Below are 26,601 nucleotides of genomic sequence, written 5' to 3'. Positions count from 1 at the left end.
ATGAGCCGTTTCTGGTCGTCCGCCGTCCACGCACTGGAACCCTATGTCGCCGGCGAACAGCCGAAAATCCCGGGTCTGGTCAAACTCAACACCAATGAGAGCCCATACGGACCCTCGCAGAAGGTGCTGGACGCGATCGCAGCCACGTCCGGTGAGCGTCTGCGCCTTTATCCCGATCCGGCGTCCACGGCCCTGCGCGAGGCCATCGCGAAGCGCTTCGACCTGACCATGGACGAGGTTTTCGTCGGCAACGGCTCTGATGAAGTGCTGGCCTTCACCTTCGCAGGCCTGCTGAAGCACGACGCGCCGCTCCTCTATCCCGACATCACCTACAGCTTCTACAAGACCTATGCCCGTCTCTTCGAGGTCAAGGTCGAGGAGATCCCGCTGGACGAGGGCCTGCGCGTGCGTATCGGCGATTACGACCGCCCTTGCGGTGCAATCATCCTTGCCAATCCCAACGCCCCGACCGGCATCGCTCTCCCGCTGTCTGAGATCGAAAAGCTGGTCGCCTCGCACCCTGATCAGGTCGTGGTGATCGACGAGGCCTATGTCGATTTCGGCGCAGAGACGGCAGCTTCGCTGATTCCGCGCTACGACAACCTGCTCGTTGTCCAGACCTTCTCGAAATCCCGCTCGCTCGCAGGCCTGCGCGTCGGCTTTGCGCTCGGCCAGCGGCCGCTGATCGAGGCGCTGGAGCGGATGAAGGACAGCTTCAACTCCTATCCCGTCGACATGCTGGCCCAGGCCGCTGCAACCGCGGCGATCGAGGACGAGATGTGGTTTGACGAGGCACGCAGCAAGATCATCGCCAACCGCGACATGGTGACAAAGGCGCTAGAGACCCGTGGCTTCGAGGTCCTGCCGTCATCGACGAACTTCGTCTTCACCCGCCATCCGGCGCATCAGGGTGCCGTTCTGCAAAAAGGTCTGCGTGAGCGAGCGGTCCTAGTTCGCCACTTCAACAAGCCGCGCATTTCGGACTTCCTCCGCGTGACAATCGGCACGACAGAGGAATGCCATCAGTTTCTGGACGCGATCGATCAAATCATCTGACGTGTCGTCCGCGCCGGAAAGCGCTACGCTCCTGCAACTTTAGTGAGAGCCGGAGCGTGCCCGTGACTGAAATCCTGCAACACTGGCCTCAGGTCGTGACCGCCTATCTCGTCTACCTCGTGGCAGTCTTGAGCCCCGGTCCGGCCACCATGGCGATCGCTTCCGCCTCGCTTGGCCAGGGACGGAGGCACGGCCTGACGATTGCGGCGGGCATCTTTTGCGGATCGATGACCTGGGCGATTGCCGCCTCCCTAGGGCTGGCCGCGGTCCTGTCGCAATATGCGCAGGCGCTGATCCTGATGCGGATCCTCGGAGGGCTCTATCTGCTCTATCTCGCCTGGCGCGCATTCCGCTCCGCCGCGAGCAGCATTGACCCGCTTTCCCTGACCAAGGCCGCTTCGAGCCTGAAACGCACTTTTCTGATGGGCTATGCGATCCACCTGACGAACCCCAAGGCGATCTTTGCCTGGCTCGCCATCATCTCGCTCGGCCTGCCGGCCAATGCCACACCGGTTGCCGTTGCGATCATCGTCTGCGGCTGCCTTATGACCGGCTTCATTGTCTTCATGGGCTACGCATTGTTGTTCTCAACGCCCGGGGCACTGCGCATCTACCGCGCGGCGCGTCGTTACATCGATGGAACGCTGGCGGTCCTGTTTGCGACCGCAGGCGTCAAGATGCTGACCTTCCGCTGAAACGAAAAAGGCGCCGCATGGGCTGCGGCGCCTCTCGAAAGTGTTTCAATGGCAGATCAGCCCTGGGTAAGCGGCGAGATCTGGATTTCCACGCGGCGGTTCTGCGCACGGCCGTCCGGTGTCGCGTTGGATGCAATCGGCTGGTTCGGGCCGAAGCCGACAGCCGAAACACGGCGCGGGTCGACGCCCTGGCTGTTGAGATAGCCGGCAACCGACATGGCGCGGCGCTCGGACAGACCCTGGTTATAGGCCTGGCTGCCGGTCGAATCGGTGTGACCGTTGATATCGATCAGCGTCCGGTCGAACTTGCGCAGCACGATCGCGACAGAGTTCAGGGTCGGGTAGAACTGCGGCATGACCGCATCCTGATCGGTGTTGAAGGTGATGTTCGACGGCATGTTCAGGATGATGCGATCGCCGACGCGGGTGACCGAGATCCCGGTTCCCTGCAGCTGGGCGCGCAGTTCGGCTTCCTGCTGGTCCATGTAATTGCCAATGGCACCACCCGCCAGCGCACCGATACCGGCACCGATGAGGGCTGCGTTGCGGCGGCCTTCCGGCGAACCGCCGACAGCGAGGCCACCGAGCGCGCCAACGGCAGCGCCCAGCGCCGCGCCGCCCGCCGTGTTGGACACCTTCTGCTGCCCCGTATAGGGGTCGGTCGTGGTGCAGGAACTCAGATAGGTCGCGCACAGCGCGAGAATGGCGATCTTCTTGATCATGCTCGGTGTCCCTCCAGGATTCGGCTGATAATCCGTCAACCGTGAAATTGCGGCAACAAAAAGTTGGCCAGCAAGCTCACTCAGCCGCCGACTTCTGGCCGTAACGCTTCTCGATATAGTCTGCCACCAGCGCCTCGAAATCGGCTGCGATGTTCGGGCCGCGCAGAGTCATCGCCTTCTCGCCGTCGATGAACACGGGAGCCGCCGGGTTTTCCCCGGTGCCCGGAAGCGAGATGCCGATATCGGCATGCTTGCTTTCGCCAGGACCATTGACGATGCAGCCCATGACCGCAACGTTCAGGCCCTCGACACCCGGATACTTTTCACGCCAGACCGGCATGTTCTTGCGCAGGTCGTCCTGGATCTTCTGGGCGAGTTCCTGGAAGACCGTCGATGTCGTGCGACCGCAACCCGGACAGGCCGCGACAACAGGCACGAACTGACGGAAGCCCATGACTTGCAGCAGTTCCTGGGCAACCTGGACTTCACGGGTCCGATCACCATTCGGTTCCGGGGTGAGCGACACGCGAACCGTATCACCGATACCATGCTGCAGCACGTAGCCCATGGCCGCGGACGAGGCGACGATGCCCTTCGAGCCCATGCCGGCCTCGGTAAGCCCCAAATGCAGAGCATGGTTCGAGCGCTCGGCGAGCATCGAATAGACGGCGATCAGGTCCTGCACCTGGCTGACCTTGGCCGAGAGAATGATGCGGTTACGGGGCAAGCCAATCTCTTCGGCAAGCTCGGCCGACAGGAGCGCGGATTGCACGATCGCCTCACGCGTCACCTGGCGCGCCGAAAGCGGCGAACCATTGGCAGCGTTCTCGTCCATAAGCCGGGTCAAGAGCTCCTGATCGAGCGAACCCCAGTTGACCCCAATGCGGACAGGCTTGTCGTAACGGATCGCCATCTCGACGATCTCGGCGAACTGCTTGTCCTTCTTGTCCTTGAAGCCGACATTGCCGGGATTGATGCGATACTTGGCGAGCGCCTCGGCGCAGGCCGGGTGATCGGCGAGCAGCTTGTGGCCGATGTAATGAAAATCGCCGATCAGCGGCACGTCCATGCCGAGCCGGAGCAGGCGCTCGCGGATTTTTGGAACGGCAGCGGCACTCTCGTCACGGTCGACGGTGATGCGGACGACCTCGGAGCCTGCCTTGTAGAGGGCAGCAACCTGGGCAACGGTCGCATCGACATCTGCGGTATCGGTATTGGTCATCGACTGAACGACGACAGGAGCTCCACCACCGATGATGACGCCACCCACTTCCACCGCGACCGACGAACGGCGCGGTTTGGGGTCAAAGGCATCGGCGGGCGGGATCAGGGGTGCGGTCATGGCTGTTTCTCTGCAAGCCTCAATCGCCATGGAGGTGGATCAAAGCCGATCGCTTGTCAACTGAAAGACGCCTTTACGCGTTCACATGCCCGCGTGCGCAAGTCTGTCCAAAGCGACGTCCCCACATCTTTCAGTGACCTGTCGCCCGGTCCGCATGACGCGCGAGCCTGGAGAGAGCCAGAACCACGATCAGCAGCGCTGGGATCGCTGTGTAGACACTCGACAGCGACGTGTGCTCGGCCACAAACCCGATCAGCGATGGCGCAAAGAGGATGCCGGAATAGCCCATGGTGGTGACGACCGAGAGGCCAACACCGGGTGCAAGCCCCGGAATGTTGCCGCCCGCCGAAAACGCGATCGGCACCATGTTCGAGATCCCGATTCCGGTGATGGCAAAGCCGATCAGCGCAAAGGTCACGCTGGAAGACTGGCCCGCCATGACAAGCCCGATGATCGCAGCCACACCGCAGAAGCGCAGTGTATTCACGGCACCGAAGCGGTCACGGATGAAATCGCCCGCAAAGCGGCAGACCGCCATGGTGAGGGAGAAGGCCGCGAAGGCGAAGCCCGACATCTCGGTCGAAGCATTCAGCTCGTTGCGCAGGTAGAGCGCGCTCCAGTCAAGCACGGTGCCCTCAGGGATCATGCAGAACAGCGCGATCGTGCCGATCAGCCAGGGCAGCGGCGTCATCGGCAGCTTGGCCTTGGCCGGCTCGTCACTCGGATGCGGCGCGTCCGAGAGGATCATCGGGCGGGCGACAAGAAAGAGAACGACGCAGACGGCTGCCAGAAGCAGCACGTGACCAGTGACACCGAGCGCGGCAATCAGAAAACCGCCGGTCGCCGCACCGCAGAGCCCACCAAGGCTCCAGAAGGCGTGACAGGAGGACATGATCGAACGGCGCATGTTGCGCTCGACCTCGACCGCATTGGCATTCATCGCCACGTCCATCGCCCCGGTCAGGCCACCGAACAGGAAGATGGCGATGGCTCCCGTCCAGATATTGTCAACCAGCGTGACGAGCACGATGGTCGGGATGAACAAGAGCGTGGTCACTTCCACGACGCGCCGCGAGCCGTAACGGGCAATCTGCATGCCGGCGATCGGCATCAGCACCAGCGAACCCACGCCGAAGACGAAGATCATCACGCCCAGCATCAACTCCGACAATCCGAGCGCCTCTGAGAAGAACGGAATTTTCGGTGCCCAGGCTCCGATGACGAGGCCATTCAGGAAGAAGAGCAAGGCGACAGCGGCCCTCTCCCTTGTGACGATCGGCGCTGGTTCGGCCGGGGAAGTGATGGTGTGGGCTATGTCATTCATGTCCTGCTCCCATAGTCGGGCGCACTGTAATTAAATCGATTTAAACGACAACATGTCCCGCGCGTCCCGACTGTAAATTTTTGTTTCGCATGACAACATTGTCGGGAGTTCTGAACGGGGATTGACAGGGACGAGCCGGCGTCTGACACAGATAGTCATTGCGGCCATCTGCTTGCGCCGCCCGACCCGAAAGACGCTTCCGTGAAAACCGCCGTTGGCGCTGGCATCCTGCTCTCCAGTCTCGCCTATCTCTTCTTTGCCATGCACGACGCCATGATCAAGTTGCTCGTGGAAACGACAACCGTCTGGCAGATCTTGTTTTGCCGCAGTATTGCGATCCTGCTTGGCTGTTACATCCTCGGTGGCCGCTCACTCGCGCGGGAGACGGTGACGTCGCCGGCGCTTCGCCCGATGATGCTGCGCAGTCTTTTCCTGCTCGCCGCCTGGCTCTGTTATTTCAACGCGGCCAAGCATCTGCCGCTCGCCGATCTCACGACACTCTACTTCGCCGCACCAATCGCAGCGATTCTGCTCGCCATCCCCATTCTGGGCGAACGAGTTCCCATGAGCAGCTGGATTGCCGTCATCACCGGCTTCGTCGGTGTGGTCGTCGCCAGCAATCCGACAGGCCTTGCGACCGGCTGGCCCGTCTACCTCGCCCTCATCGCCGCCGTCTGCTGGGCGATCGCCACGACGCTGCTCAGAACCACCAGCAAGAGCGCCAGCAGCATGGTTCAGATGACGATGACGAATGTCTTCTTCCTGGCCCTGACGACACCCATGGCCATCCTCTCCTGGACAACCCCAAGCGGTCCGACGCAGATCCTGTTGCTGGCCGTCGGCTTCATCGGCGGTCTTGGTCAGATGAGCTTTTTCGAGGCGCTGCGCCGCGCGCCGATCTCGGTGATTGCGCCCCTGGAATACACGGCGCTTGTCTGGGCCTTCGCGCTTGGCTACGCGATATGGGGAGACATCCCGGGACCGAATGTCTGGGCCGGCGCCGTATTGATCGCCGGCGCGGGCCTGATCATTCTCTTTGCCCAGCGGCGCAAAATGCCCGCTCAGGACCTCGAGAGATAGCGCTCTGCAAGCTCCACCCAGAGGGTGGTCCCGACGGGCAGGATATCGTCGTTGAAGTCATAGCGTGGGTGGTGCAGCGGCGGATCGTTGGGTGTCCGTTGCGTGCCGAGGAAGAAGTAGCTGCCCGGGCGCTTGGCGAGCATGTAGGCGAAATCCTCGCTCCCCATCATCGGGCGCGGCAGGTCATAGACCTTGTCCTGTCCAGCAAAGCTCACCGCGAGATCGCGGACGAAATCCGTTTCGGCCTTGTGGTTGATGGTCGGGTCGTATCCCCGCTCATAGTCGATGGTCACGCCCATGCCGTAACTCGCCGCCTGACCTTCGGCCACCGCCCGAATGCGCTGCTCGAGCTGGTCGCGGACCTTGGGATCGAAGGAGCGGATCGAAAGCACCATCTCCGCCCGCTCCGGAATGACATTGCTCGCCGCACCCGCATGGAATCCGCCGACGGTGATGACGGTCGGATCGAGCGGGTGAATGTTGCGCGACACGATCGTCTGCAGCGCCATGACGATGGACGCGCCACACACAATGGGATCGGCCGTCGATTGCGGTTCGGCCCCGTGACCACCACGGCCGTTGACGGTGATCTTGCACTCGTCGACGGCAGCCATGATCGGCCCTTCCCGGAGCGCGATATGGCCGAACGGGATCTCCGGATCGTTATGCAGCGCGAAAACTGCATCGCAGGGGAAGCGATCGAAGAGGCCATCCTCGATCATGATCCGGGCTCCGCCGAAATTCTCTTCGGCTGGCTGGAAAATCAGGTGAATGACACCATCGAAATTCCGCCGTTCGGCGAGGATCTTCGCCGCACCGAGCAGCATTGCGGTATGACCATCATGGCCACAGGCATGCATCACGCCCGGTATCTCGCTGGCATAGGGAAGACCGGTCTCTTCGAGGATCGGCAGAGCGTCGAAGTCGGCTCGAATGCCGATGCTTCGCTCGCTCGACCCGTTTCTGAGGGTGGCGACAATACCGGTCTTGGCAAGCCCGCGCGTCACCTCATAGCCGAAAGCGGTGAGTTGTTCGGCGACATAATCCGACGTCTTGAACTCCGACAGGCCGATCTCCGGAAACCGATGCAGATGATGCCGCGTCGCAAGCACTTCAGCCATCACATTGGGCGCGTGGATCGTCATGGAAATTACCTTTCGGTCGTCTGGGCATGAGCATGAAAGCGCAGACTGTGGCACTTGCCGGCCAGTTGTTCAACCGTATAAAAAGACGTCCATCGCTGACGAAAATCTGCTGCCCTATCCGTGCCGGAGAGACCACCATGACACGACGCACGTTCCAGCGTGCCGGTGAAGCCGAGCGCCGGAAGGATCTGATCGCGGCGACCTTGGACAGCGTTTCGGAACATGGCCTGGAAGGCGCGACCGTCCGCGACATCGCCGCCAGAGCCGGCGTGACCGGCGGTTTGATCCGTCATTATTTCTCCGGCAAGGACGAAATGGTCCAGGCGGCCTATCGCGAAATGCTGGCAGGAATGACCGGCTCCGCCGTCGATGCCATGGCGGAAGCCGGGGCGAACCCGCAGCGGCGCCTGCACGACTTCATCGTTGCCAATGTCAGCCCACCGATTGCCGATCCGAAAGCACTGTCCCTCTGGGCAGCGTTCATCGGTCGGGTGCGATCGGACGAGGAACTCGCCCGCATCCATCGAGAAAACTATCTGGTCTTCATCGGCATACTCGAAGACCTTGTCGGAGCCGTCTTGGCGGCGCGACGACACAACCCGCCCTTCTCCGAAGTCCGGCATCTCGCGGTCGCGATCAACGGCCTCATCGACGGTTTGTGGCTTGAGAATTCGCTCGCAAGTGACCTCTTCGACGAGGGACGTTTGCCGCAGATCGCACTGGATGCCGTCGAGGCTCTGCTGGGCGGATTGTCCTTGAGAGGTGCGGACTGAGCGATGAGACCCGCATCGCAAACAAGCATCCGGTACGCGTCGCGTTCGCGATCTGGTAACCGCACCGACAGATCGCTGACCTGCGAAGTTTCGACCTGCTTGATCGATGCTCGGCGGCTGCGATCAAGCCCCTTGGCCAGCCGCTTGAAATAAGGCATAAAAACGCCAACTCACCTGCCAGGATGCGAAAGTCGCAAAGAGAGTTCAACCGCCTCTGTTAGCCGTCGTATTACGGCCTCTTTCTGCCTCGATTGTTGGTCAACAACCCAATTTTGTGCAATGAGGCGCGGCGGCGAAGACCGGACGGTCGGACCACAACGGCTTTCTATTGAACCATCGAACCGAGAACCTATTTTTCATGACGCTGCATGTCCCATCGCGCGACCTCGAAACCAAGCAGATCGACCATAACGATTCCATACGATCTGCCTATTTTACGATCGAGGAATTGCGGGAAAGCGCCGCTTCTCTGGCGCTGAACGGCGTCGATGAACTACCCGGCCTGCTGGACTTCGACTTCTTCGCCCGGCACAAGGAAAACGAGCGCGAGATCCTGCGCGTCTATCGCGCGACGGCGGCTGACGTCGAAGCCGGGGCCACGATCACGCCTGCGGCCGAGTGGCTGCTCGACAACCACTACATCATCGAAGAAGCGATCCAGGAAGTTCGCCGCGACTTCCCGAAGAAGTTCTATCGCCAGCTGCCGACGATGAAGGTGGGAAGCCGTGAAATCCCGCGGACCATGGCGATGGCATGGCTCTACGTCGCGCATACCCACTCGACCGTCAGCCAGGAAAGCATGACGGCCCTTGTCGAGGGCTACCAGCAGCACCGGACGCTGGAGATCGGTGAACTCTGGGCACTGCCGTCGATCGCGCGCTTCGTGCTCATCGAAAATCTCCGACGCATCGCAACCCGCGTCGATCGCTCCCGCCGGATGCGTCGCCGGGCCAACGAGGTCGCCGACGAGATCATCCGCCTGAACGACCCGGTCGCAGCCGCCACCTATCTCAGCCAGATCGAGCAGCTGGCCGACGACAACACCTTCGCGACACAGTTCCTGTACCGCCTGCGCAATGGCTCGCAGAACACGAGCTTTGCCGTCGAATGGCTGGAAAGCCGACTGGAAGCGGCCGGCCGCACCGCCCAGGAGGCGATGGACGCCGAACACAACCGTCTCTCCTCCGGCAACGTTACGATGGGCAACATCGTGCGGGGCCTGCGCGAGATCGACGACAAGGAATGGTCGGTCTGGGTCGAAGAGGTCAGCCATGTCGACCGGGTCCTCGGCCAGCACACCGATTACCGCGAACTCGATTTCGGCTCGCGCAACGCCTATCGCAACACGATCGAAAGGCTGGCGCGTCGCTGCGACCAGAGCGAGATCGAGATTGCCCAGACGGCGATCGATCTGGCGACACAATCGGCGGGACCCGATGGACAGCTCGATGTTGGAAGCTATCTCGTCGGCAACAGACGGACCGAGCTGGAAAACGCCATCGGCTACAGCCAGCCTCTCTCCCGGATCCTGACCGACGGCATAAAGCGCCTGAACTGGCTCTCCATCGCAATCCCCGTCATTGCGCTCACCGTCGCAGCCCTAGCGGTTATCGGTTACTTCCTCAACCAGGCCGGCCTGCCGACCTCGCTCATCATGGTCCTGCTGGTCCTGGTCTCGCTGCCGGTTTCCGAAGGCGCGACGGGACTGTTCAACACGCTTGTCACCTTCTTCGTCAAACCGTTCCGCCTGACCGGCTACGAGTTCAAGCAGGGCATTCCCGAGGAAGCACGCACCCTCGTCGTCGTGCCCTGCATGATCACCAAGCGTGACGACGTCGACGAACTCATCCGCAATCTCGAAGTCCACTACCTGACCAACCCGCATGGCGAGATTTATTTCGCGCTCTTGAGCGACTGGAAGGACAGCCAGACGGAAGAGACCCCTGCCGATCTGGAGGTCCTCGATTACGCCAAACGCGAACTCGCCCAGCTCAATGGTCGCTACGATTTCGGCGGCAGGAACCGCTTCTACCTCTTGCATCGTCGCCGCCTCTACAACGAGGCCGAAGGCTGCTGGATGGGCTGGGAGCGCAAGCGCGGCAAGCTGCACGAGCTGAACCTGCTGCTGCGCGGCGATCGCGACACCTCCTATCTCCCGGGCGCCAATATGGTGCCGGAAAACGTGCGTTACGTGATGACGCTCGATGCCGACACGCGCCTGATGCGCGACGCCGTCACCAAGCTCGTCGGCAAGATGCACCATCCGATCAATCGTCCGGTGCATGACGAGAAGACCGGCCGCGTGATCAGCGGCTACGGCGTCCTGCAGCCGCGTGTCACGCCCTCTCTGACCACGGGCAAGGATGCCTCGGTCTTCCAGCGCATCTTCTCGATGAACCGCGGCCTCGACCCTTATGTCTTCACGGTCTCCGACGTCTATCAGGACATCACCGCCGAGGGCACATTCACTGGCAAGGGCCTTTACGACGTCGACGCCTTCGAGACGGCGATCAAGGGGCGCATCGACGAAAACAGCGTTCTCAGCCACGACTTGCTCGAAGGTTCCTTCGCCCGCTGCGCGCTTGTCACCGACGTCGAGCTGGTCGAAGACTTTCCGACCCGATACGAGGTCGAGATCTCGCGCCAGCATCGCTGGGCCCGCGGCGACTGGCAGCTCATCCCCTATATCGGCGATACCAGCCGCGGCATCACCAGCCTCGGCCGCTGGAAGATGGTCGACAACCTGCGCCGCTCGCTGACCCCGATTGCCTGGTATGGCGCCTCGGTTCTCGGCTGGGCCACCATGGAGCCGGTGGGCGCCACCATCTGGCAGCTGCTTCTGATCTTCAGCCTCTTCGTCGCCCCGACCCTATCGCTTTTGTCGGGCATCGTCCCGCGTCAGACCGATATCGTGCCGGCCGCGCATTTCCAAACGCTGTGGTCGGAAGTCCGCTCGATCAACGCCCAGGTCGCGCTCCGCATCGTCTTCATCGCCGACAATGCCTGCATGATGGCCGATGCCATCGCCCGCTCGCTTTACCGCATGCTGGTGAGCCGCAAGCTGCTGCTCGAATGGCGCACGGCCGCCAGCGTCCAGTCGGCAGCCCAGGGCTCGATCGCCTCATATTACGAGAACATGCGCCATGCGCCGATCCTCGCCATCCTCTCGGTCGGCGTCGCGGCCATACCCGGCGGCTATGGCTATCTGATCGGCCTTCCGTTCGCCTTCCTCTGGGTACTGTCGCCTCTGCTCGCCTGGTATGTCAGCCAGTCTGCCGAAACGGAAGACAGCCTCGAGGTTCCAGAAAACGTCTCGTACGAACTGCGCAAGATCGCTCGCCGCACCTGGCGCTACTACGAGAACTTCACGACCGCCGGCGACAACTATCTGCCCCCGGACAATTTCCAGGAAACGCCGGAACCGCTGATCGCCCATCGCACCTCGCCGACCAATATCGGCGTCTATCTGCTCTCAGTCGTCTCCGCTCGCCATTTCGGCTGGCTGAGCTTCGAACAGACCATTGAGCGCATGGAGCAGACGATCTCCACCGTCGAACGGATGGAGAAGTATCGTGGCCATCTCTACAACTGGTACTACACGGACACGCTCAACACGCTTGGCCCGAAGTATATTTCGGCGGTCGACAGCGGCAATCTCGCCGGCCATCTGATCGCGATCTCCTCGGCCTGCCGCGAATGGGCGGAGGCGCCGTCCGCACACCTTCAGGGCAATTTCGACGGCATCGGCGATGTCGGCGGCATCCTGCTCGAAGTCCTCGGCGAGCTGCCGGACGACCGAAAGACGGTGCGTCCGCTCCGTCGTCGTCTTGAGGAACGCATCATCGGCTTCAACACGGCGCTTGCCGCCGTCAAGCGCGAGCATGAATTCGCCTCGATCCGCATCATCAATCTTGCCGTGCTCGCGCGTGACGCACAAAAACTGGCGGCAAATCTCCACCACGAAATTCGCTCGGAGGCGAGTGCGGAAGTCGTTCGCTGGACGGAATCGCTGGTGTCGGTTTGCGAAGCCCACATTGCCGACACCGCATTCGACCTCTCGAACATCGATCCGCTGCGCCAGCGCCTGAGCCAGCTCTCCGAGCGCGCCCGCAACCTCGCCTTCTCGATGGATTTCACCTTCCTCTTCCGACCGGAGCGTCGCCTGCTGTCGATCGGTTATCGCGTCGACGCCCGCGAACTGGACGAGGCCTGCTACGACCTGCTCGCGTCGGAATGCCGTCTGACCAGCCTGTTTGCGATTGCCAAGGGTGATCTGCCGACGGAACACTGGTACCGCCTCGGTCGCCAGGTCGTGCCGATCGGTGCCCGCGCTGCGCTGATCTCCTGGTCGGGCTCGATGTTCGAGTATCTGATGCCGCCGCTCGTCATGCAGGAGCGACAGGGTGGCATTCTCAACCAGACGAACAATCTCGTGGTCATCGAACAGATGAACCACGGCCGCCGGCTGAACATCCCCTGGGGCATTTCGGAAGCAGCCTTCAATGCCCGCGACCACGAGATGAACTATCAGTACACCAACTTCGGTGTGCCGACACTCGGCCTGAAACGCGGCCTCGGCCAGAACGCCGTTGTGGCACCCTATGCCTCGATCCTCGCAAGCCAGTATTACCCCGAGGCAGCGCTTGAGAACCTCAAACGCCTGCGCAAGCTCGGCGCGCTCGGGGCTTACGGTTTCCACGACGCGGTCGACTTCACCCCGACGCGCCTGCCAGACGGCAAGAAATGCGCTGTCGTCTACAACTACTATGCCCACCATCATGGCATGTCGATCGCAGCCATCGCCAATGTCGCCTTCAACGGCCGCCTGCGCGCGCTCTTCCACGCCGATCCGGTGATCGAAGCGGCAGAACTTCTCCTGCAGGAGAAGACGCCCCGCGAAATCCCGGTCATGAGCGCGAAATACGAGCCACAGACCCCGGGCAAGGGCCAGGCGGACCTTCTGCGCGCCGAAGTCCGCACGATCGAGGATCCCGCGACCAAGGACCGCGAAGTCGTCTTCCTTTCGAATGGCCACTATTCTGTGATGATGACAGCCACCGGCTCCGGATTCTCGCGCTGGAACGGTCAGTCCGTCACCCGCTGGAAACCCGACACGACCGAAGACCGCTGGGGCACGTTCCTCTTCCTGCGCGATACCGCCACCAATGAGTGGTGGTCGGCGACATCGGCGCCGCGCCGCGCAGAAGACGAAAAGACCAAGGTCATCTTCGGCGACGACAAGGCGGAATTCTTCAAGACCGTCGGCGACATCTCGACCTCGGTCGAATGCATCGTCGGCACCGAGCATGATGCCGAAGGCCGCAGGCTGACGATCCTGAACACCGGCACGGAAGACCGCTACATCGAGGTTACGTCCTACACCGAGCCGGTACTGGCCTATGAGGACAGCGACAACGCCCATCCGCTCTTCTCGCGCATGTTCGTCAAGACCGAATTCGGTCGTCGCCGCGACGTGATCCGCGCCGAGCGCAACAAGCGCAGCCCGTCCGACCCGGATATCTGCGTTGCCCATCTGGTGGTCGACAGTGCGGGCCAGGGTCGCCCGACGGAATTCGAAACCGACCGCCGCAAGTTCCTCGGCCGTGGCCGCAGCCTCGGCGAGGCAGCCGCCTTTGACCCCGGCGCCAACCTTTCCGGCTCGGAAGGATTTACGCTCGATCCGATCCTCAGCCTCCGCCGCGTGGTGCGCGTGCCGGCTGGCAAGAAGGTCCAGGTGATCTTCTGGACCATGGCAGCCCCGAACCGCGAGGAAATCGATCAGGCGATCGAACGCTACCGTCATCCGGATGCCTTCAGCCACGAGCTCATCCATGCCTGGACGCGTGCCCAGGTCGAGCTTCGCCACATCGGCATCACCTCGCAGCAGGCGGCTGCCTTCCAGCATCTGGGCCGTTACCTGACCTATCCCGACAATCACCTGCGTGCGGATCCCGAAACGGTCCGCAAGGGGCTGAGGTCGCAGTCGGCGCTGTGGCCCATGGCGATTTCGGGCGACTTCCCGATCTTTGCGCTGCGCATCAACGACGACATGGACATGGACATCGCCCGCGAGGCGATGAGTGCACTGGAATATCTGCGTCGCCGCGGCGTCGTGGCCGATCTCGCGATTATTAACGAGCGCGCGACCTCCTATGCGCAGGACATGCAGCATGCGCTCGACCAGATGGCGGACAATCTGCGCCACCGCCTGCCCGGCGGTCGCCAGCATGTGTTCACGGTCCGCGACGACCTGCAGGACGAGGGCTCGACACTTGCAGTCCTGGCAGCCGCCCGCGTTGTACTCCACACCCGCAACGGCAAGATCGTCGACCAGGTGAACCGCGCCGTCTCGCTCTTCGCCACTCCGCGCACGATCGATGGTGAGCTCGAATGGGCAGGCTTGCCGCCCGTACAGTCGACTCCCGCCAAAACGGGCCGCGTGACCGACGGTTCCGACCTCGACTTCTGGAACGGCTTCGGCGGTTTCTCGAAAGACGGTTCGGAGTATGTCGTGCGTCTCGACGGATCTGCGGCAACGCCGCAGCCGTGGATCAACGTCATCGCAAACGAGAACTTCGGCTTCCACGTCTCGGCAGAAGGGGCCGGCTTCACCTGGAGCCAGAACTCGCGCGACTACCAGGTAACGCCCTGGACCAACGATCCCGTGGTAAACCGTCCGGGCGAGGCCTTCTACGTCACCGATCTTGGCAGCGGACGCGCCTATGCGACCGTCAGCGCGCTGAACACCGATCCTGCGGCCACCTTCGAGACACGCCATGGCATGGGTTACTCAACCTTCGTCAGCCAGCATGGCGATCTCGAGATCGAACTGACCCAGACTGTGGATCGCGAGCGCCCGGTGAAGCTCACGAAGATCCGGCTGAAGAACGCGAGCCCGGAGCCACGCAAATTCCGCATCTATGGCTACGCAGAATGGATCCTCGGCAACAATCCCGCCCGCACCGCACCTTTCGTTCTGTCGACCTTCGATGAGGAAACCGGCGCACTGCTCGCGTCGAACCCCTATGACATCAACTATCCCGGTCGCTTCGCCTTCCTGGCAGGACCGGAACAGCCGGATGGCTATACGGCCAGCCGGCGCGAATTCATCGGTCGCAACGGCACGATCAAGCTGCCACAGGCCGTAGTCCGTGCCTCGGGTCTTACGGGCTCGATCGAGAGCGAAAGCGACCCTTGTGCGGCAATTGCCTTCGATGTCGAGCTTGCTCCCGGTCAGTCGCGCGACATGACCTTCCTGCTCGGTGAAACCGAGACAGCGGAAGCCGCAGTCGATCTTGTGAAGACGGTTCGCGGCTCAGGGTTCGAGACGGTCCTCAAGGCCAACCGCGACTTCTGGACAGGCTTCACCGGCAAGCTCTCGGTGGAGACCGGCGACAAGGCCTTCGACAACCTCGTCAATCGCTGGCTGCCCTATCAGGCGCTCGCCTGCCGCATCTTCGGCCGTGCCGGATTCTACCAGGCAAGCGGCGCTTACGGCTTCCGTGACCAGTTGCAGGACACGCTGGCATTCCTGACCGTCGAACCTAAGCTCGCCCGCCGCCAGATCCTGAATGCCGCTGCGCGTCAGTTCGTAGAAGGGGACGTTCAACATTGGTGGCTGCCGCAGACAGGCGCGGGTGTCCGCACCATGATCTCCGACGACGTCGTCTGGCTCGCCTATGCAGTCGACCAGTATGTCTCGGCGACGGGTGACCAAGCGATCCTGTCGGAACAGATCCCGTTCCTCGACGGACCGCAGCTTACGCAGGGTCAGCATGACAGCTTCTTCCTGCCCAATACCGCCGCTGAAACGGCAGATCTCTATGAGCACGCGGCTCGCGCGCTCGACCTCGCCATTGCCCGCACAGGCGAACACGGCCTGCCCTTGATCCTCGGTGGCGATTGGAACGACGGCATGAACCGCGTCGGGATCGAAGGCCGTGGCGAAAGTGTCTGGCTTGGCTGGTTGCTTGCCGCCACATTGGAACGCTTCAGGCTGCAGGCGGACAAGCGTGGCGATCGAGACCGCAGTGCCCGCTGGAGCGAGCATGTCGCGAAGCTCAAGGCTGCCCTGGAAACGGCAGGCTGGGACGGAGAGTATTATCGTCGTGGCTATTTCGACGACGGCTCGCCGCTCGGTTCGAATGGTTCACGCCAGTGCCAGATCGACTCCATCGCCCAGTCCTGGAGCGTTCTGTCCGGAATGGGAGATCCCGCCCATACCGGAAAGGCACTCGATTCCGCCGTCTCGAAGCTTGTAGACGCAGAGAATGGCATCGTCCGCCTCTTCACGCCGGCTTTCGAAAAACCCGAAATCGATCCGGGCTACATTGGCGCCTATCCGCCTGGCGTGCGTGAAAACGGCGGTCAGTATACCCATGCGGCGATCTGGCTCGGCCTGTCCCTGATCCAGGCCGGTCGTCTCGCCGATGCCTGGCGCGTCTTCGAAATGTTGAACCCGATTAATCATGCAAGAACGGCAGACGAGGCAGAGCGTTATCGCGTCGAGCCTTACGTCGTTGCGGCCGATATCTATGGCGGCGACGGCTATGCCGGACGCGGTGGTTGGACCTGGTACACGGGATCTGCAGGCTGGCTCTATCGTTTCGCGGTCGAAGGCTTCCTCGGCATCCGTCGCAAGGGCGGCGAGCTTGTCGTGAACCCTGCCCTGCCCGAACATTGGGAAGGCTTCAAGGCCAAGGTCGACGTCGATGGTCGAAAGGTCGCTGTCGCCGTCACACGCACCGCAGAAGGCTACGATGTGACCCTCGATGGCAAGCTGCAGGCAACCAGTGAGGATCTACCGCCTGCACCGCCGCCGGCCAAGAAACCGGCGCGCAAGCCGAAGATCAAGGCAGCCGAATAGGCAGCCAATGCAGCAAACGAAAGAGGCCCCGCCAGCGCTGGCGGGGCCTCTTTGCTGTTTCGCAATGGTGCCGGCCGTCAGGCCGAGTACACGATCAGCAAATCCTTGGCGTCGATCTGGTCACCAATCCGCACCAGCACTTCCGCAATCGTCCCGTCGCGGTCGGCATGCAGCGCCGTTTCCATCTTCATCGCTTCGATCGAAAGCAAGACGTCGCCAGACTTGACCGTCTGGCCGGCAGAGACGGAAACCTGCGAAATGACGCCCGGCATCGGCGCACCGAGCTGCGCGGTATTGCCGGTTTCCGCCTTGCGGCGGACGGCGCTGCCTGAAGCTCCATGGGCCCGATCCGGCACCTTGATACGGCGTGGCTGCCCGTTCAGTTCGAAGAACACGGTCACCATACCCTTGTCGTCGGTATGGCCAAGCGCCTGATTGACGATGACAAGCGTCTTGCCCTTTTCGAGGTCGAGGAACAGTTCCTCGCCGGCAGGCAGGCCATAGAAATACTGCGGCGTCGGAATGACCGAGACCGGACCATACATGTCGGCCGCGAGCGCGTAATCGGTGAAGACCTTCGGATACATAAGATACGAGGCAAATTCGAAGTCGCTGACCTCGCGACCGAGCTTTTCCTCGATCACCTTGCGCTCGGCGTCCAGATCAGCAGGCGGCAGAAGCGAGCCCGGCACGGCCGTATAGGGCTCCTCGCCCTTCAGCACCTTCTTCTGCAGCGCTTCCGGCCAACCGCCTGGAGGCTGACCGAGATCGCCCTTCAGCATCGAGACAACCGAATCAGGGAAAGCGATGTCCTTGGCCGGGTTTTCGACCTCGGCCACAGAGAGATCCTGGCTCACCATCATCAGCGCCATGTCACCGACGACCTTGGACGACGGCGTTACCTTGACGATGTCGCCGAACATCTGGTTGGCGTCGGCATAGGCCTGGGCGACTTCATGCCAGCGGGTCTCAAGACCGAGCGAACGGGCCTGTTCCTTGAGGTTGGTGAACTGGCCACCCGGCATTTCGTGCAGATAGACTTCCGAAGCCGGCCCCTTGAGGTCGCTCTCGAAGGCCGCATACTGCGTGCGCACGGCTTCCCAGTAGAAGGACAGACGACGGATCCAGTGCGGATCGAGACCCGGATCCCGTTCAGAGCCGCGCAGGGCCTCGACGATCGAGCCAAGGCACGGCTGCGAGGTATTGCCCGAGAAGGCGTCCATGGCGGCATCGACCGCATCGACGCCGGCCTCAACAGCGGCGAGCACAGTCGCAGCCGCAATGCCGGATGTGTCATGGGTGTGGAAATGGATCGGCAGACCCGTCTCTTCGCGCAGGGCCTTGAACAGCACCTTGGCGGCGGCAGGCTTCAACAGGCCCGCCATGTCCTTGACCGCGATGATATGCGCCCCGGCCTTTTCCAGCTCCGCGGCAAGCGCGGTATAGTACTTGAGGTCATACTTCGGACGCGCCGAGTTGAGGAGGTCGCCGGTGTAGCAGATCACCGCCTCGCAGAGCTTGTTCTCCTCGATGACGGCATCCATCGACACCCGCATGTTGTCGACCCAGTTCAGGCAGTCGAAGACGCGGAAGAGGTCGATCCCACCCTGGGCCGCCTGGCGGACGAAATACTTCACCACGTTGTCGGGATAGTTCTTGTAGCCGACGCCGTTCGCGCCGCGCAGCAGCATCTGCAGGAGCAGGTTCGGCGCGCCTTCACGCACGAGAGCGAGACGCTCCCACGGATCTTCGGTCAGGAAGCGCATCGAGACGTCGAAGGTCGCGCCACCCCAGCACTCGAGCGAGAACAGGTTCGGCAGCGCCCGCGCATAGGTATCCGCGATCCTCGCGATATCATGTGTGCGGACACGCGTCGCCAGCAGCGACTGGTGGCCGTCACGCATGGTCGTGTCGGTCATCAGGATGCGCTTTTCGTTGCGCATCCAGTCGCCGAATTTCTTCGGTCCGAGCTCGTCGAGCAACTGCTTTGTGCCCGGCTTGATATCGGCGTCGATATAGGGAACGACCGGCTCGGCGGCATCGGCCGGCGGCTTGGGACGACCCTTTACTTCCGGATGGCCGTTGACGGTCACATCAGCGAGATAGGTGAGAAGCTTCGTCGCACGGTCCTGACGCTTCACCTGCTGGAAGAGTTCCGGCGTCGTATCGATGAAACGGGTCGTGTAGGAATTGTCGCGGAAGCTCGGATGGCCGATGATCGCTTCGAGGAAGGTCAAGTTGGTGGCAACACCACGGATGCGGAACTCGCGCAGCGCGCGGTCCATGCGGCTGATCGCTTCCTGCGGCGTGCTGCCCGACGCCGTTACCTTGACCAGCAGCGGATCATAGTAGCGGGTGATGATCGCACCCGAATAGGCAGTACCACCATCGAGACGAATGCCGAAACCGGCAGCCGAACGATAGGCGGTGATGCGGCCATAGTCGGGAATGAAGTTCTGTTCCGGATCCTCGGTGGTGATGCGGCACTGCAGCGCGTGGCCGTTGAGGCGGATGTCAGCCTGCTTGGGCACGCCCGATTCCGGCGTCCCGATCGCGTGGCCATCGAGGATGTGGATCTGTGCCTTGACGATATCGATGCCGGTCACGACTTCTGTGACCGTGTGCTCGACCTGGATGCGCGGGTTGACCTCGATGAAGTAGAATTTTCCGGTGTTGGCATCCATTAGATATTCGACTGTGCCAGCGCCGATATAGCTGGTCGCCTTGGCGATACGCAGCGAGTAGTCGGCCAGCTCCTGGCGCTGCACTTCGTTGAGATAGGGCGCTGGCGCCCGCTCGACGACCTTCTGGTTGCGGCGCTGGATCGAGCAGTCACGTTCGAAGAGATGCACGACATTGCCATGCGTGTCGCCGAGCACCTGGCTCTCGACGTGGCGCGCACGCTCGACGAGCTTCTCGAGATAGACCTCGTCCTTGCCGAACGCGGCCATGGCCTCGCGCTTGCCTTCCGTTACCTCACGCAGCAGGTCCTTCGGATCGCGAATGGCGCGCATGCCACGACCGCCACCGCCCCAGGAGGCCTTGAGCATGACGGGATAACCGATCTCCGCGGCAAGCCGATGGATCTCGGCCTCGTCGTCCGGCAACGGATTGGTGGCGGGTACGACCGGCACGCCGACGCTGATGGCGAGATTGCGGGCGGCAACCTTGTTGCCGAGCTGGCGCATCGTATCGCTTTTCGGGCCGATGAAAATCAGACCGGCATCGTTGCAGGCGTCCACGAACTCGGGACTTTCCGACAGGAGGCCGTAGCCCGGGTGAATGGCATCGGCGCCCGACAGCTTGGCAACGCGGATGATCTCATCGATCGCCAGATAGCTTTCGATCGGGCCAAGATCCCTCTCCAGATGCGGACCGCGGCCAACCTGGTAACTTTCATCCGCCTTGAAGCGGTGCAGCGCGAGTTTGTCTTCCTCGGCCCAGATGGCGACCGTTTTCAGACCGAGCTCGTTGGCGGCGCGAAAGACGCGGATCGCGATTTCCGAACGGTTGGCGACAAGGATCTTGGATATTGGCAATTCGATCTCCCCAAAACGATATGCCAGGGCATTGTGCACCTGCGAAGAAAAGTCATAGCGCGTTGTTTTAGGAAGTTCAATTTGCCTTGGTCGACCTCGAGAAAATTCCGTCCCTTCTTAGGTCACCAGGCCGAGACGGAACGACAAGGCCACGACATGCTGGCGATTTTTCGCATTCAGTTTGTCCTGAATACCGTTCATGTACCAGTCGACCGTATGGTTGGAGATCTTCAGGATCTTGCTGATCTCGTTGGACGTCAGCCCATCTGCCAGATAGTTCAGCACTTCCATTTCGCGGCGCGTCATCCGCGTATCGATCGGCTTCGTCGCTTCTGTCTCGTTCGCATGCTTGAACTCGAGCAGACGCCAGTAGGCCTTCTTCGCCACCGCATCGAAAAGCGCGATCTCAGTTGGCGAAAGATCGACAGGACGTCCGCCGACCGTCATATTGCCGAGCAGGCCTGTTCGCCCATGAACGGGGAAGATGTAGCCATCCGCCAGGCCGAAACGCAGGCTGTCTCCAAGCATGCGCTCCATCCGCTTGCGATGCGGATCGGCACGGAAAGCGTGCAGCGCGTCGCGCCAACGGAACCCGGCATGGGCCTGTCCGAGATAGCGGATCGTCGGATCGATCAGAACGTATTTCTTAGCGATATAGAGCTGCGGCCAACCCTCGGGCCAGTGGCCGGTCAGGACGAGGTTCATCGGGTTCTCGTCCGGCTTCGGCTGGCGAACAACCCCGTAATACTCGAAGCCATAGCCTCGAACCAGTTTCTCCAGCTCCGAAACAACCTCGGCTGCCGATCGGCATTCATCGACGATGACAAGGAAATGCAGCAATTGGTTGATATTCACAAAGTCTCTCCAAAATGCGCTACTAAAATTACCATTAAAAAGCCACGAGCGACGGCTTTTTCGGCCACGCGAAGCAATTTGAACGTTTACCGTCAAAATGGGTTATTGGAAACCTATGGCGGCGTGCGGAATTCTAGCTTCGCCCGACCACGAAGCGCTGTCTGGCATGGGTGGGATCTTGCGGCGGCATGGCTGTCGCATTAGGCATCCTTTCTGGCTGGCGGACTGCGCGAGCGGAAAATTCGGCGAGTTTCGCGACATCAGGCAAAGGTGAACCCAGTTGTCCCTGCTACAAGTATATTTCAAGGCCCTGAAATACCTTGCAAGTTACAAGTTAAGAGTTTCACTCGTCGTCGCTGCGAACGTCGTTCTCGCTGTCATTACGATCCTCGAGCCCATTCTTTTCGGTCGCATCATTGATGCGATCTCGGAAAAGCGGGACGCCACGGGAATCCTGATCGCCTGGGGCTGCTTCGGCGTATTCAACACGGTCGCCTATGTGCTTGTCGCGCGCCAGGCCGATCGACTGGCCCATGGCCGCCGCGCGGATCTGCTGACCGAATCATTCGGCAAGATCATTTCCATGCCGCTCAGCTGGCACCACACGCGCGGCACCTCGAATGCCCTGCATACGCTGTTGCGCGCGGGTGAGACGCTGTTCGGGCTATGGCTGGAATTCATGCGAACCCATCTGGCGACAGCCGTTGCATTGGCCTTGTTGATCCCGACCGCCTTTTCGATGGACGTGCGGCTCACATCGGTCCTGATCATCCTGGCTGTCCTTTATGTCATCATCGGCAAGACAGTGATGAACAGGACCAAGGAAGGCCAGGCCTCGGTGGAGAGCCACTATCACACGGTCTTTTCCCATGTGAGCGACTCGATCAGCAACGTCTCGGTCCTGCACAGCTACAACCGCATCGAGGCGGAGACGCGCGCGCTGAAAGAATACACGACCAAGCTGCTCTCCGCTCAGTATCCGGTCCTCGATTGGTGGGCGCTGGCAGGCGCCCTGAACCGCATCGCTTCGACACTGTCTATGCTCGTCATCCTCGTAATCGGCACACTGCTGGTTCAGCGAGGCGAATTGACGGTCGGCGACATCATCGCCTTCACAGGCTTTGCCACCCTCTTGATCTCCCGTCTCGATCAGATGATCGCCTTCGTGAACCAGATCTTCGAAGCGCGATCTAAACTCGAAGACTTTTACAAGCTTGAGGACGCCGTGCAGGAACGCGAGGAGCGCGCAGGTTCGGCCGACCTCGAGCCGGTTCGCGGCGATGTGGAGTTCCGCAACGTTTCCTTCGATTTCGCCTCCACCACCCAGGGCGTGCGCGATATTTCCTTCCATGCCCGCGCAGGCCAGACGGTTGCCATCGTCGGTCCAACGGGCGCCGGCAAGACCACGCTCATAAACCTCCTGCAGCGCGTCTATGATCCCCAGTCGGGTCAGATCCTGATCGACGGCCAGGACATCGCCAAGGTGACCAGGAAGTCGCTGCGCCACTCGATCGCGACTGTTTTCCAGGATGCAGGCCTGCTGAACCGTTCGATCAAGGAGAATATCCGCCTTGGTCGCGAGGACGCGACCGAGGAGGAAATCATCCAGGCGGCCGAAGCAGCCGCCGCTACAGACTTCATTGAAAGCCGCATGATCGGCTACGACACCCATGTCGGCGAGCGCGGCAACCGCCTGTCCGGCGGCGAACGCCAGCGCATTGCCATCGCTCGTGCGATCCTCAAGAACGCGCCGATCCTCGTGCTAGACGAAGCCACCAGCGCGCTTGACGTCGAAACGGAAGCCCGCGTCAAACAGGCAATCGACCGGCTCAGAAAGAACCGCACCACCTTCATCATCGCCCACCGCCTCTCGACCATTCGCGAAGCCGACCTTGTCGTCTTCCTCGACCATGGCCAGGTGATCGAGATGGGCAATTACGACCAGCTGAGCGCGCTCGGTGGTCGCTTCACCTCACTCCTGCGCACCAGTGGCCTTCTGAAGGAAGAGCCAAGCCCGGCAATCTGAGGCTTTCGAAGCCGTTCAGAGGCTATCGAGTCTGTCCAGCACCTCAGTGGCGTGCTTGCGGATGGCGTCCTGCTTGAAGGGATCCATGCGCCGCCAGGTCGCATACATGTTGGAAAGCCGCGGATTGCGCGCGAGCTTCTCTGTGTTGCGGTCGAGGAAATCCCAGTAAAGCGCATTGAACGGACAGGCCTTCGATCCCGTCGTCAGCTTTGGATCGTAGCGACAGCCGCCGCAGAAATTGCTCATCCGGTCGATGTATTTGCCGCTCGCCGCATAGGGCTTGCTCGCCATGATCCCGCCATCGCCATAAAGCGCCATGCCGAGTGTGTTCGGCAGTTCAACCCACTCATAGGCATCGGAATAGACGGCAAGATACCAGTCGCAGACTTGCACCGGATCGATCCCGGCCAGCATCGCGAAGTTGCCCGTCACCATCAGCCGCTGGATATGATGTGAATAGGCATGCTCGATCGTGTCGCCGACCGCACCCCGCATGCAGGCCATGTCGGTCTTCGCCGTCCAGTACATCTGCGGCAGGGGACGCGACGCAACAAGATGATTGAGGCCGGCATAGTCGGGCATCTCGGTCCAGTAGATACCGCGCACATATTCGCGCCAACCGAGGATCTGCCGGATAAAGCCCTCGACGGCATTGAGCGGCGCCCGCCCGTCGAACCACGCCGCTTCCGCTCGCCGGATGACGTCAATCGGAAGAAGCAGGCCGGCATTGACGTAGGATGAGATCAGCGAGTGGTAGAGATAAGGCTCGCCCTTCACCATCGCGTCCTGATAGTCGCCGAAAGTGGGCAGGATCTCTTCGATGAACTGCTGAAGCTCCATCTCCGCCTGGGCAGCAGTCACTGCAAAATGAAAGCTGGCGAGCGAACCCATGTGGCCGGTGAAGCGCTCTTCGACCAAGTCCAGTACGGACTTCGTGATCGTATCCTTTCGGTGGCTGATCCGCTTTGGTCCCTTCAACCCCTCCGCCGGTGGCTTGCGGTTCTCGGCATCGAGATTCCACTTGCCGCCGACAGGCTCCTCGCCCTCCAGCAGCACCCGGTGACGCCTGCGCATGTCGCGATAGAAATACTCCATGCGCAGCTGCTTGCGCCCTTTGCGCCATTCCCGGAAGTCCTCGATCGAACAGAGAAAGCGATCATCTTCCCGGATCTCGACCGGCACACCGAGGGACGCTTCCCATCCGCGCATCTCGTCCGCCAGACGCCACTCCCCGCATTCCGTCACGACGACGGAGGCTGCGCCGGTGTCGGCAAGAGTGCGGGCAAGTTCGCCTTTCAGGCTCTGCGTGTTCTGAGGATCGTCCAGAGTGACATAACGGACGGCAAGACCCTTTTCTCTCAACTCCTCGGCAAAGTGCCGCATGGCGGAAAACAGAAAGGCAATCTTCTTCTTGTGATGCTTCACATAAGTCGCCTCGCTCATGACTTCCGCCATCAACACGAGCGAGGTTTCAGGATCGGCATCGGCAAGCGCTGACAGCGAGTGACTGAGCTGATCGCCGAGAACGAGATGGATGCGCGAGGCCATCACCATTCGATCGGCTGGCCGTCATAGGCGAAGAAGCCACCGGTCTGTGCCGGCTCCAGCCCATCAAGGACCGAGAGCATCATGGCGACACTGTCTGCCGGCTGGATCTTGTCATGCGTCTTGGAGAAACCGCCGGAAAAGCCGGTATCGACGGAACCCGGATGCAGCGCCACCACAACGCTCTTCGGTCGAAGACGAGCGATTTCGATAGCACATGTGCGGGTGATCTGGTTCAGCGCCGATTTTGCGGAGCGGTAGGAGATCCAGCCGCCAAGCTTGTTGTCGCCGATCGAGCCGACCCGTGCCGAAAGCGTCGCAAAAACGCTCTTGCCTTCATTGGAGAGAAGCGGCGCGAAGTGTTTGAGCGCAAGTGCCGGGCCGATCGCGTTCAAGGCAAACTGCGCTGCCATCACATCGGCCTGGATCGCCTTGATCGTCTTCTCTGGACCATTGCCGTTGATCACGAGCGCACCCGTTGCGCAGAGGATCAGGTCGAACTTGAAGCCCGCTTCCGAAAGTCGCGCAGCCGCAGCGGCGACGGACGCATCATCCGTGATGTCGAACCCGTCAACGCTGCGCGACAGTTCGATCACACTGCCACAATTCGGATCGGCCTTGATCGCAGCGGCAAAGGCGCCACCGATACCGCCACTTGCCCCAAGCACGAGCGCACGGTAGCCGGGATTGAGGGACGTCATTCCGGAAAAGTCGGTCATCTGAAAACTCCTGCAGGTCTGTGCTACCCAATACGGCAGGCAGCCAGACCGGATCAGGCACAGATTGTCTCAGGGGCGTTCGATGGCGCCGTCGAAAGACGGCATCGCGCCAGGATCGATCTCCATCAACCAGCAGATCAGCCCCGCAATCTCGGTTTGCTTGAGCGCAACATCGAGACCAAGCCGGAAACCGACCGTGTAGAACGGCACTTCGGTCTCCTGTGGCGTCGGCCCGGCATGATTGCCGTCGTCACCCATGCCGTGATCGGCGGTGACGATCACCGTGTAACCGGCCTCGACCCAGCCCGGCAGATGTCGCGCAAGTAAATCCCCCTGCAGGCGCGCTGCATTGCGATAGCCGATGCTGTCACCCCCATGCTTGTGGCCGGCATCGTCGACATTCATCGGATGGAGCAGGAGAAAGTCCGGTGCCTTGGCGCGGATCAGCCATTCGGCATCGGCGAAGAGATGGCTGTCTGGATAAGCGTCGTCCCAGTAGAACAGGCCGTGTGCAATATCTCCAGTGCCATCGACAAGAATGCGATCGCGATATCGGTCGAACGGGCAGGAGACATAGAGCTCCGACACCCAGTGATAGGCCGCCGCAGCCGTCACTCCACCCTGTGCGCGAACTCGCGCGAAGAGATTATCCCCTATCGAGCGGCGCACGACGCCATTGCTGACCACACCGTGGTCCACGGGCTTCCGCCCAGTCATCAGCGTCTCATAGAGGGGACGTGACATGGCCGGCAGCTCGCAGGTCAGCTTGCGCACATCGGCGCGGCCCGCAGCCACGAGACCTTCCATGTAGCCGAGACAGGTACGGGCCGCATCGTAACGCAGCCCGTCGAGAACGATCAGGATCACTTTGTTCATGGCGCGCAACTTGCCACGCCGCGCGCCAAAGGCAAGGC

At 61.5% G+C, this 26,601-nt stretch carries 15 protein-coding genes; 6 read left to right on the top strand and 9 right to left on the bottom strand.

What is annotated here, in order from left to right:
• Nucleotides 1–1,056, top strand: coding sequence for a histidinol-phosphate transaminase (gene hisC / locus BSY240_RS15115; protein ID WP_069042845.1), 1,056 nt, complete (start codon nucleotides 1–3; stop codon nucleotides 1,054–1,056).
• Between the two features lie 62 nt (nucleotides 1,057–1,118).
• Nucleotides 1,119–1,751, top strand: coding sequence for a LysE family translocator (locus BSY240_RS15110; RefSeq protein ID WP_069042844.1), 633 nt, complete (start codon nucleotides 1,119–1,121; stop codon nucleotides 1,749–1,751).
• A 56-nt stretch (nucleotides 1,752–1,807) separates the two neighbouring features.
• On the opposite strand, the gene BSY240_RS15105 is transcribed toward BSY240_RS15110, so the two are convergent.
• From BSY240_RS15105 to BSY240_RS15095, 3 genes are all read right to left on the bottom strand, one after another.
• Nucleotides 1,808–2,473: an OmpA family protein gene (locus tag BSY240_RS15105; protein ID WP_069042843.1), complete on the bottom strand. Its 666-nt coding sequence runs from the start codon at nucleotides 2,471–2,473 to the stop codon at nucleotides 1,808–1,810.
• Between the two features lie 76 nt (nucleotides 2,474–2,549).
• Complete coding sequence (ispG, locus tag BSY240_RS15100) at nucleotides 2,550–3,815, bottom strand: flavodoxin-dependent (E)-4-hydroxy-3-methylbut-2-enyl-diphosphate synthase (protein WP_054150331.1); 1,266 nt, start codon at nucleotides 3,813–3,815, stop codon at nucleotides 2,550–2,552.
• 130 nt (nucleotides 3,816–3,945) lie between these two features.
• Nucleotides 3,946–5,139 (bottom strand): MFS transporter, encoded by a 1,194-nt coding sequence (locus BSY240_RS15095; RefSeq protein WP_069042842.1) that lies wholly within the window; start codon nucleotides 5,137–5,139, stop codon nucleotides 3,946–3,948.
• Nucleotides 5,140–5,340: 201 nt separating this feature from the next.
• On the opposite strand from BSY240_RS15095, the gene BSY240_RS15090 reads away from it, so the two are divergent.
• Nucleotides 5,341–6,219 (top strand): DMT family transporter, encoded by an 879-nt coding sequence (locus BSY240_RS15090; protein ID WP_069042841.1) that lies wholly within the window; start codon nucleotides 5,341–5,343, stop codon nucleotides 6,217–6,219.
• On the opposite strand, the gene BSY240_RS15085 is transcribed toward BSY240_RS15090, so the two are convergent.
• On the bottom strand, nucleotides 6,201–7,364 hold the full coding sequence (locus BSY240_RS15085; RefSeq protein ID WP_171901579.1) for a M20 aminoacylase family protein: 1,164 nt from the start codon (nucleotides 7,362–7,364) through the stop codon (nucleotides 6,201–6,203). The two genes, BSY240_RS15090 and BSY240_RS15085, sit on opposite strands and share 19 nt — an antisense overlap.
• Nucleotides 7,365–7,501: 137 nt before the next feature.
• Here BSY240_RS15085 and BSY240_RS15080 point away from each other — a divergent pair, with 137 nt between their 5' ends.
• Nucleotides 7,502–8,137 (top strand): TetR family transcriptional regulator C-terminal domain-containing protein, encoded by a 636-nt coding sequence (locus BSY240_RS15080; protein WP_054150328.1) that lies wholly within the window; start codon nucleotides 7,502–7,504, stop codon nucleotides 8,135–8,137.
• 358 nt (nucleotides 8,138–8,495) lie between these two features.
• The gene (locus BSY240_RS15075) at nucleotides 8,496–17,003 is read left to right on the top strand and encodes a GH36-type glycosyl hydrolase domain-containing protein (RefSeq protein ID WP_069042840.1); all 8,508 of its coding nucleotides are present in this window, start codon (nucleotides 8,496–8,498) and stop codon (nucleotides 17,001–17,003) included.
• Between the two features lie 77 nt (nucleotides 17,004–17,080).
• On the opposite strand, the gene pyc is transcribed toward BSY240_RS15075, so the two are convergent.
• Both pyc and BSY240_RS15065 read right to left on the bottom strand, forming a co-directional pair.
• Nucleotides 17,081–20,542 carry a pyruvate carboxylase gene (gene pyc / locus BSY240_RS15070; protein ID WP_069042839.1) on the bottom strand — a complete coding sequence of 1,154 codons (3,462 nt, stop codon included), beginning with the start codon at nucleotides 20,540–20,542 and terminating at the stop codon, nucleotides 17,081–17,083.
• A gap of 117 nt (nucleotides 20,543–20,659) precedes the next feature.
• Nucleotides 20,660–21,397, bottom strand: a complete 738-nt coding sequence (locus tag BSY240_RS15065; protein WP_069042838.1) for a LuxR family transcriptional regulator — start codon at nucleotides 21,395–21,397, stop codon at nucleotides 20,660–20,662.
• A 280-nt stretch (nucleotides 21,398–21,677) separates the two neighbouring features.
• Here BSY240_RS15065 and BSY240_RS15060 point away from each other — a divergent pair, with 280 nt between their 5' ends.
• Nucleotides 21,678–23,423: a glucan ABC transporter ATP-binding protein/ permease gene (locus tag BSY240_RS15060; RefSeq protein WP_054150324.1), complete on the top strand. Its 1,746-nt coding sequence runs from the start codon at nucleotides 21,678–21,680 to the stop codon at nucleotides 23,421–23,423.
• Nucleotides 23,424–23,438: 15 nt separating this feature from the next.
• On the opposite strand, the gene BSY240_RS15055 is transcribed toward BSY240_RS15060, so the two are convergent.
• The 3 genes from BSY240_RS15055 to BSY240_RS15045 all read right to left on the bottom strand — a co-directional run bounded on the left by BSY240_RS15055 (nucleotide 23,439) and on the right by BSY240_RS15045 (nucleotide 26,563).
• Complete coding sequence (locus BSY240_RS15055; protein ID WP_083229634.1) at nucleotides 23,439–24,977, bottom strand: cryptochrome/photolyase family protein; 1,539 nt, start codon at nucleotides 24,975–24,977, stop codon at nucleotides 23,439–23,441.
• Nucleotides 24,971–25,687, bottom strand: coding sequence for an SDR family oxidoreductase (locus tag BSY240_RS15050; RefSeq protein ID WP_083229633.1), 717 nt, complete (start codon nucleotides 25,685–25,687; stop codon nucleotides 24,971–24,973). Before BSY240_RS15050 ends, BSY240_RS15055 begins: the two co-directional genes overlap by 7 nt.
• A gap of 69 nt (nucleotides 25,688–25,756) precedes the next feature.
• Entirely contained in the window at nucleotides 25,757–26,563 is an 807-nt protein-coding gene (locus BSY240_RS15045; RefSeq protein ID WP_069042836.1) for an alkaline phosphatase family protein, read from the bottom strand.
• Between the last annotated feature and the right edge of the window lie 38 nt (nucleotides 26,564–26,601).

This window comes from Agrobacterium sp. RAC06 (assembly GCF_001713475.1).
Classification (GTDB): domain Bacteria; phylum Pseudomonadota; class Alphaproteobacteria; order Rhizobiales; family Rhizobiaceae; genus Allorhizobium.
Note: the sequence above shows the minus strand (reverse complement) of the source record. Positions and strands in the feature narration are given on the sequence as shown.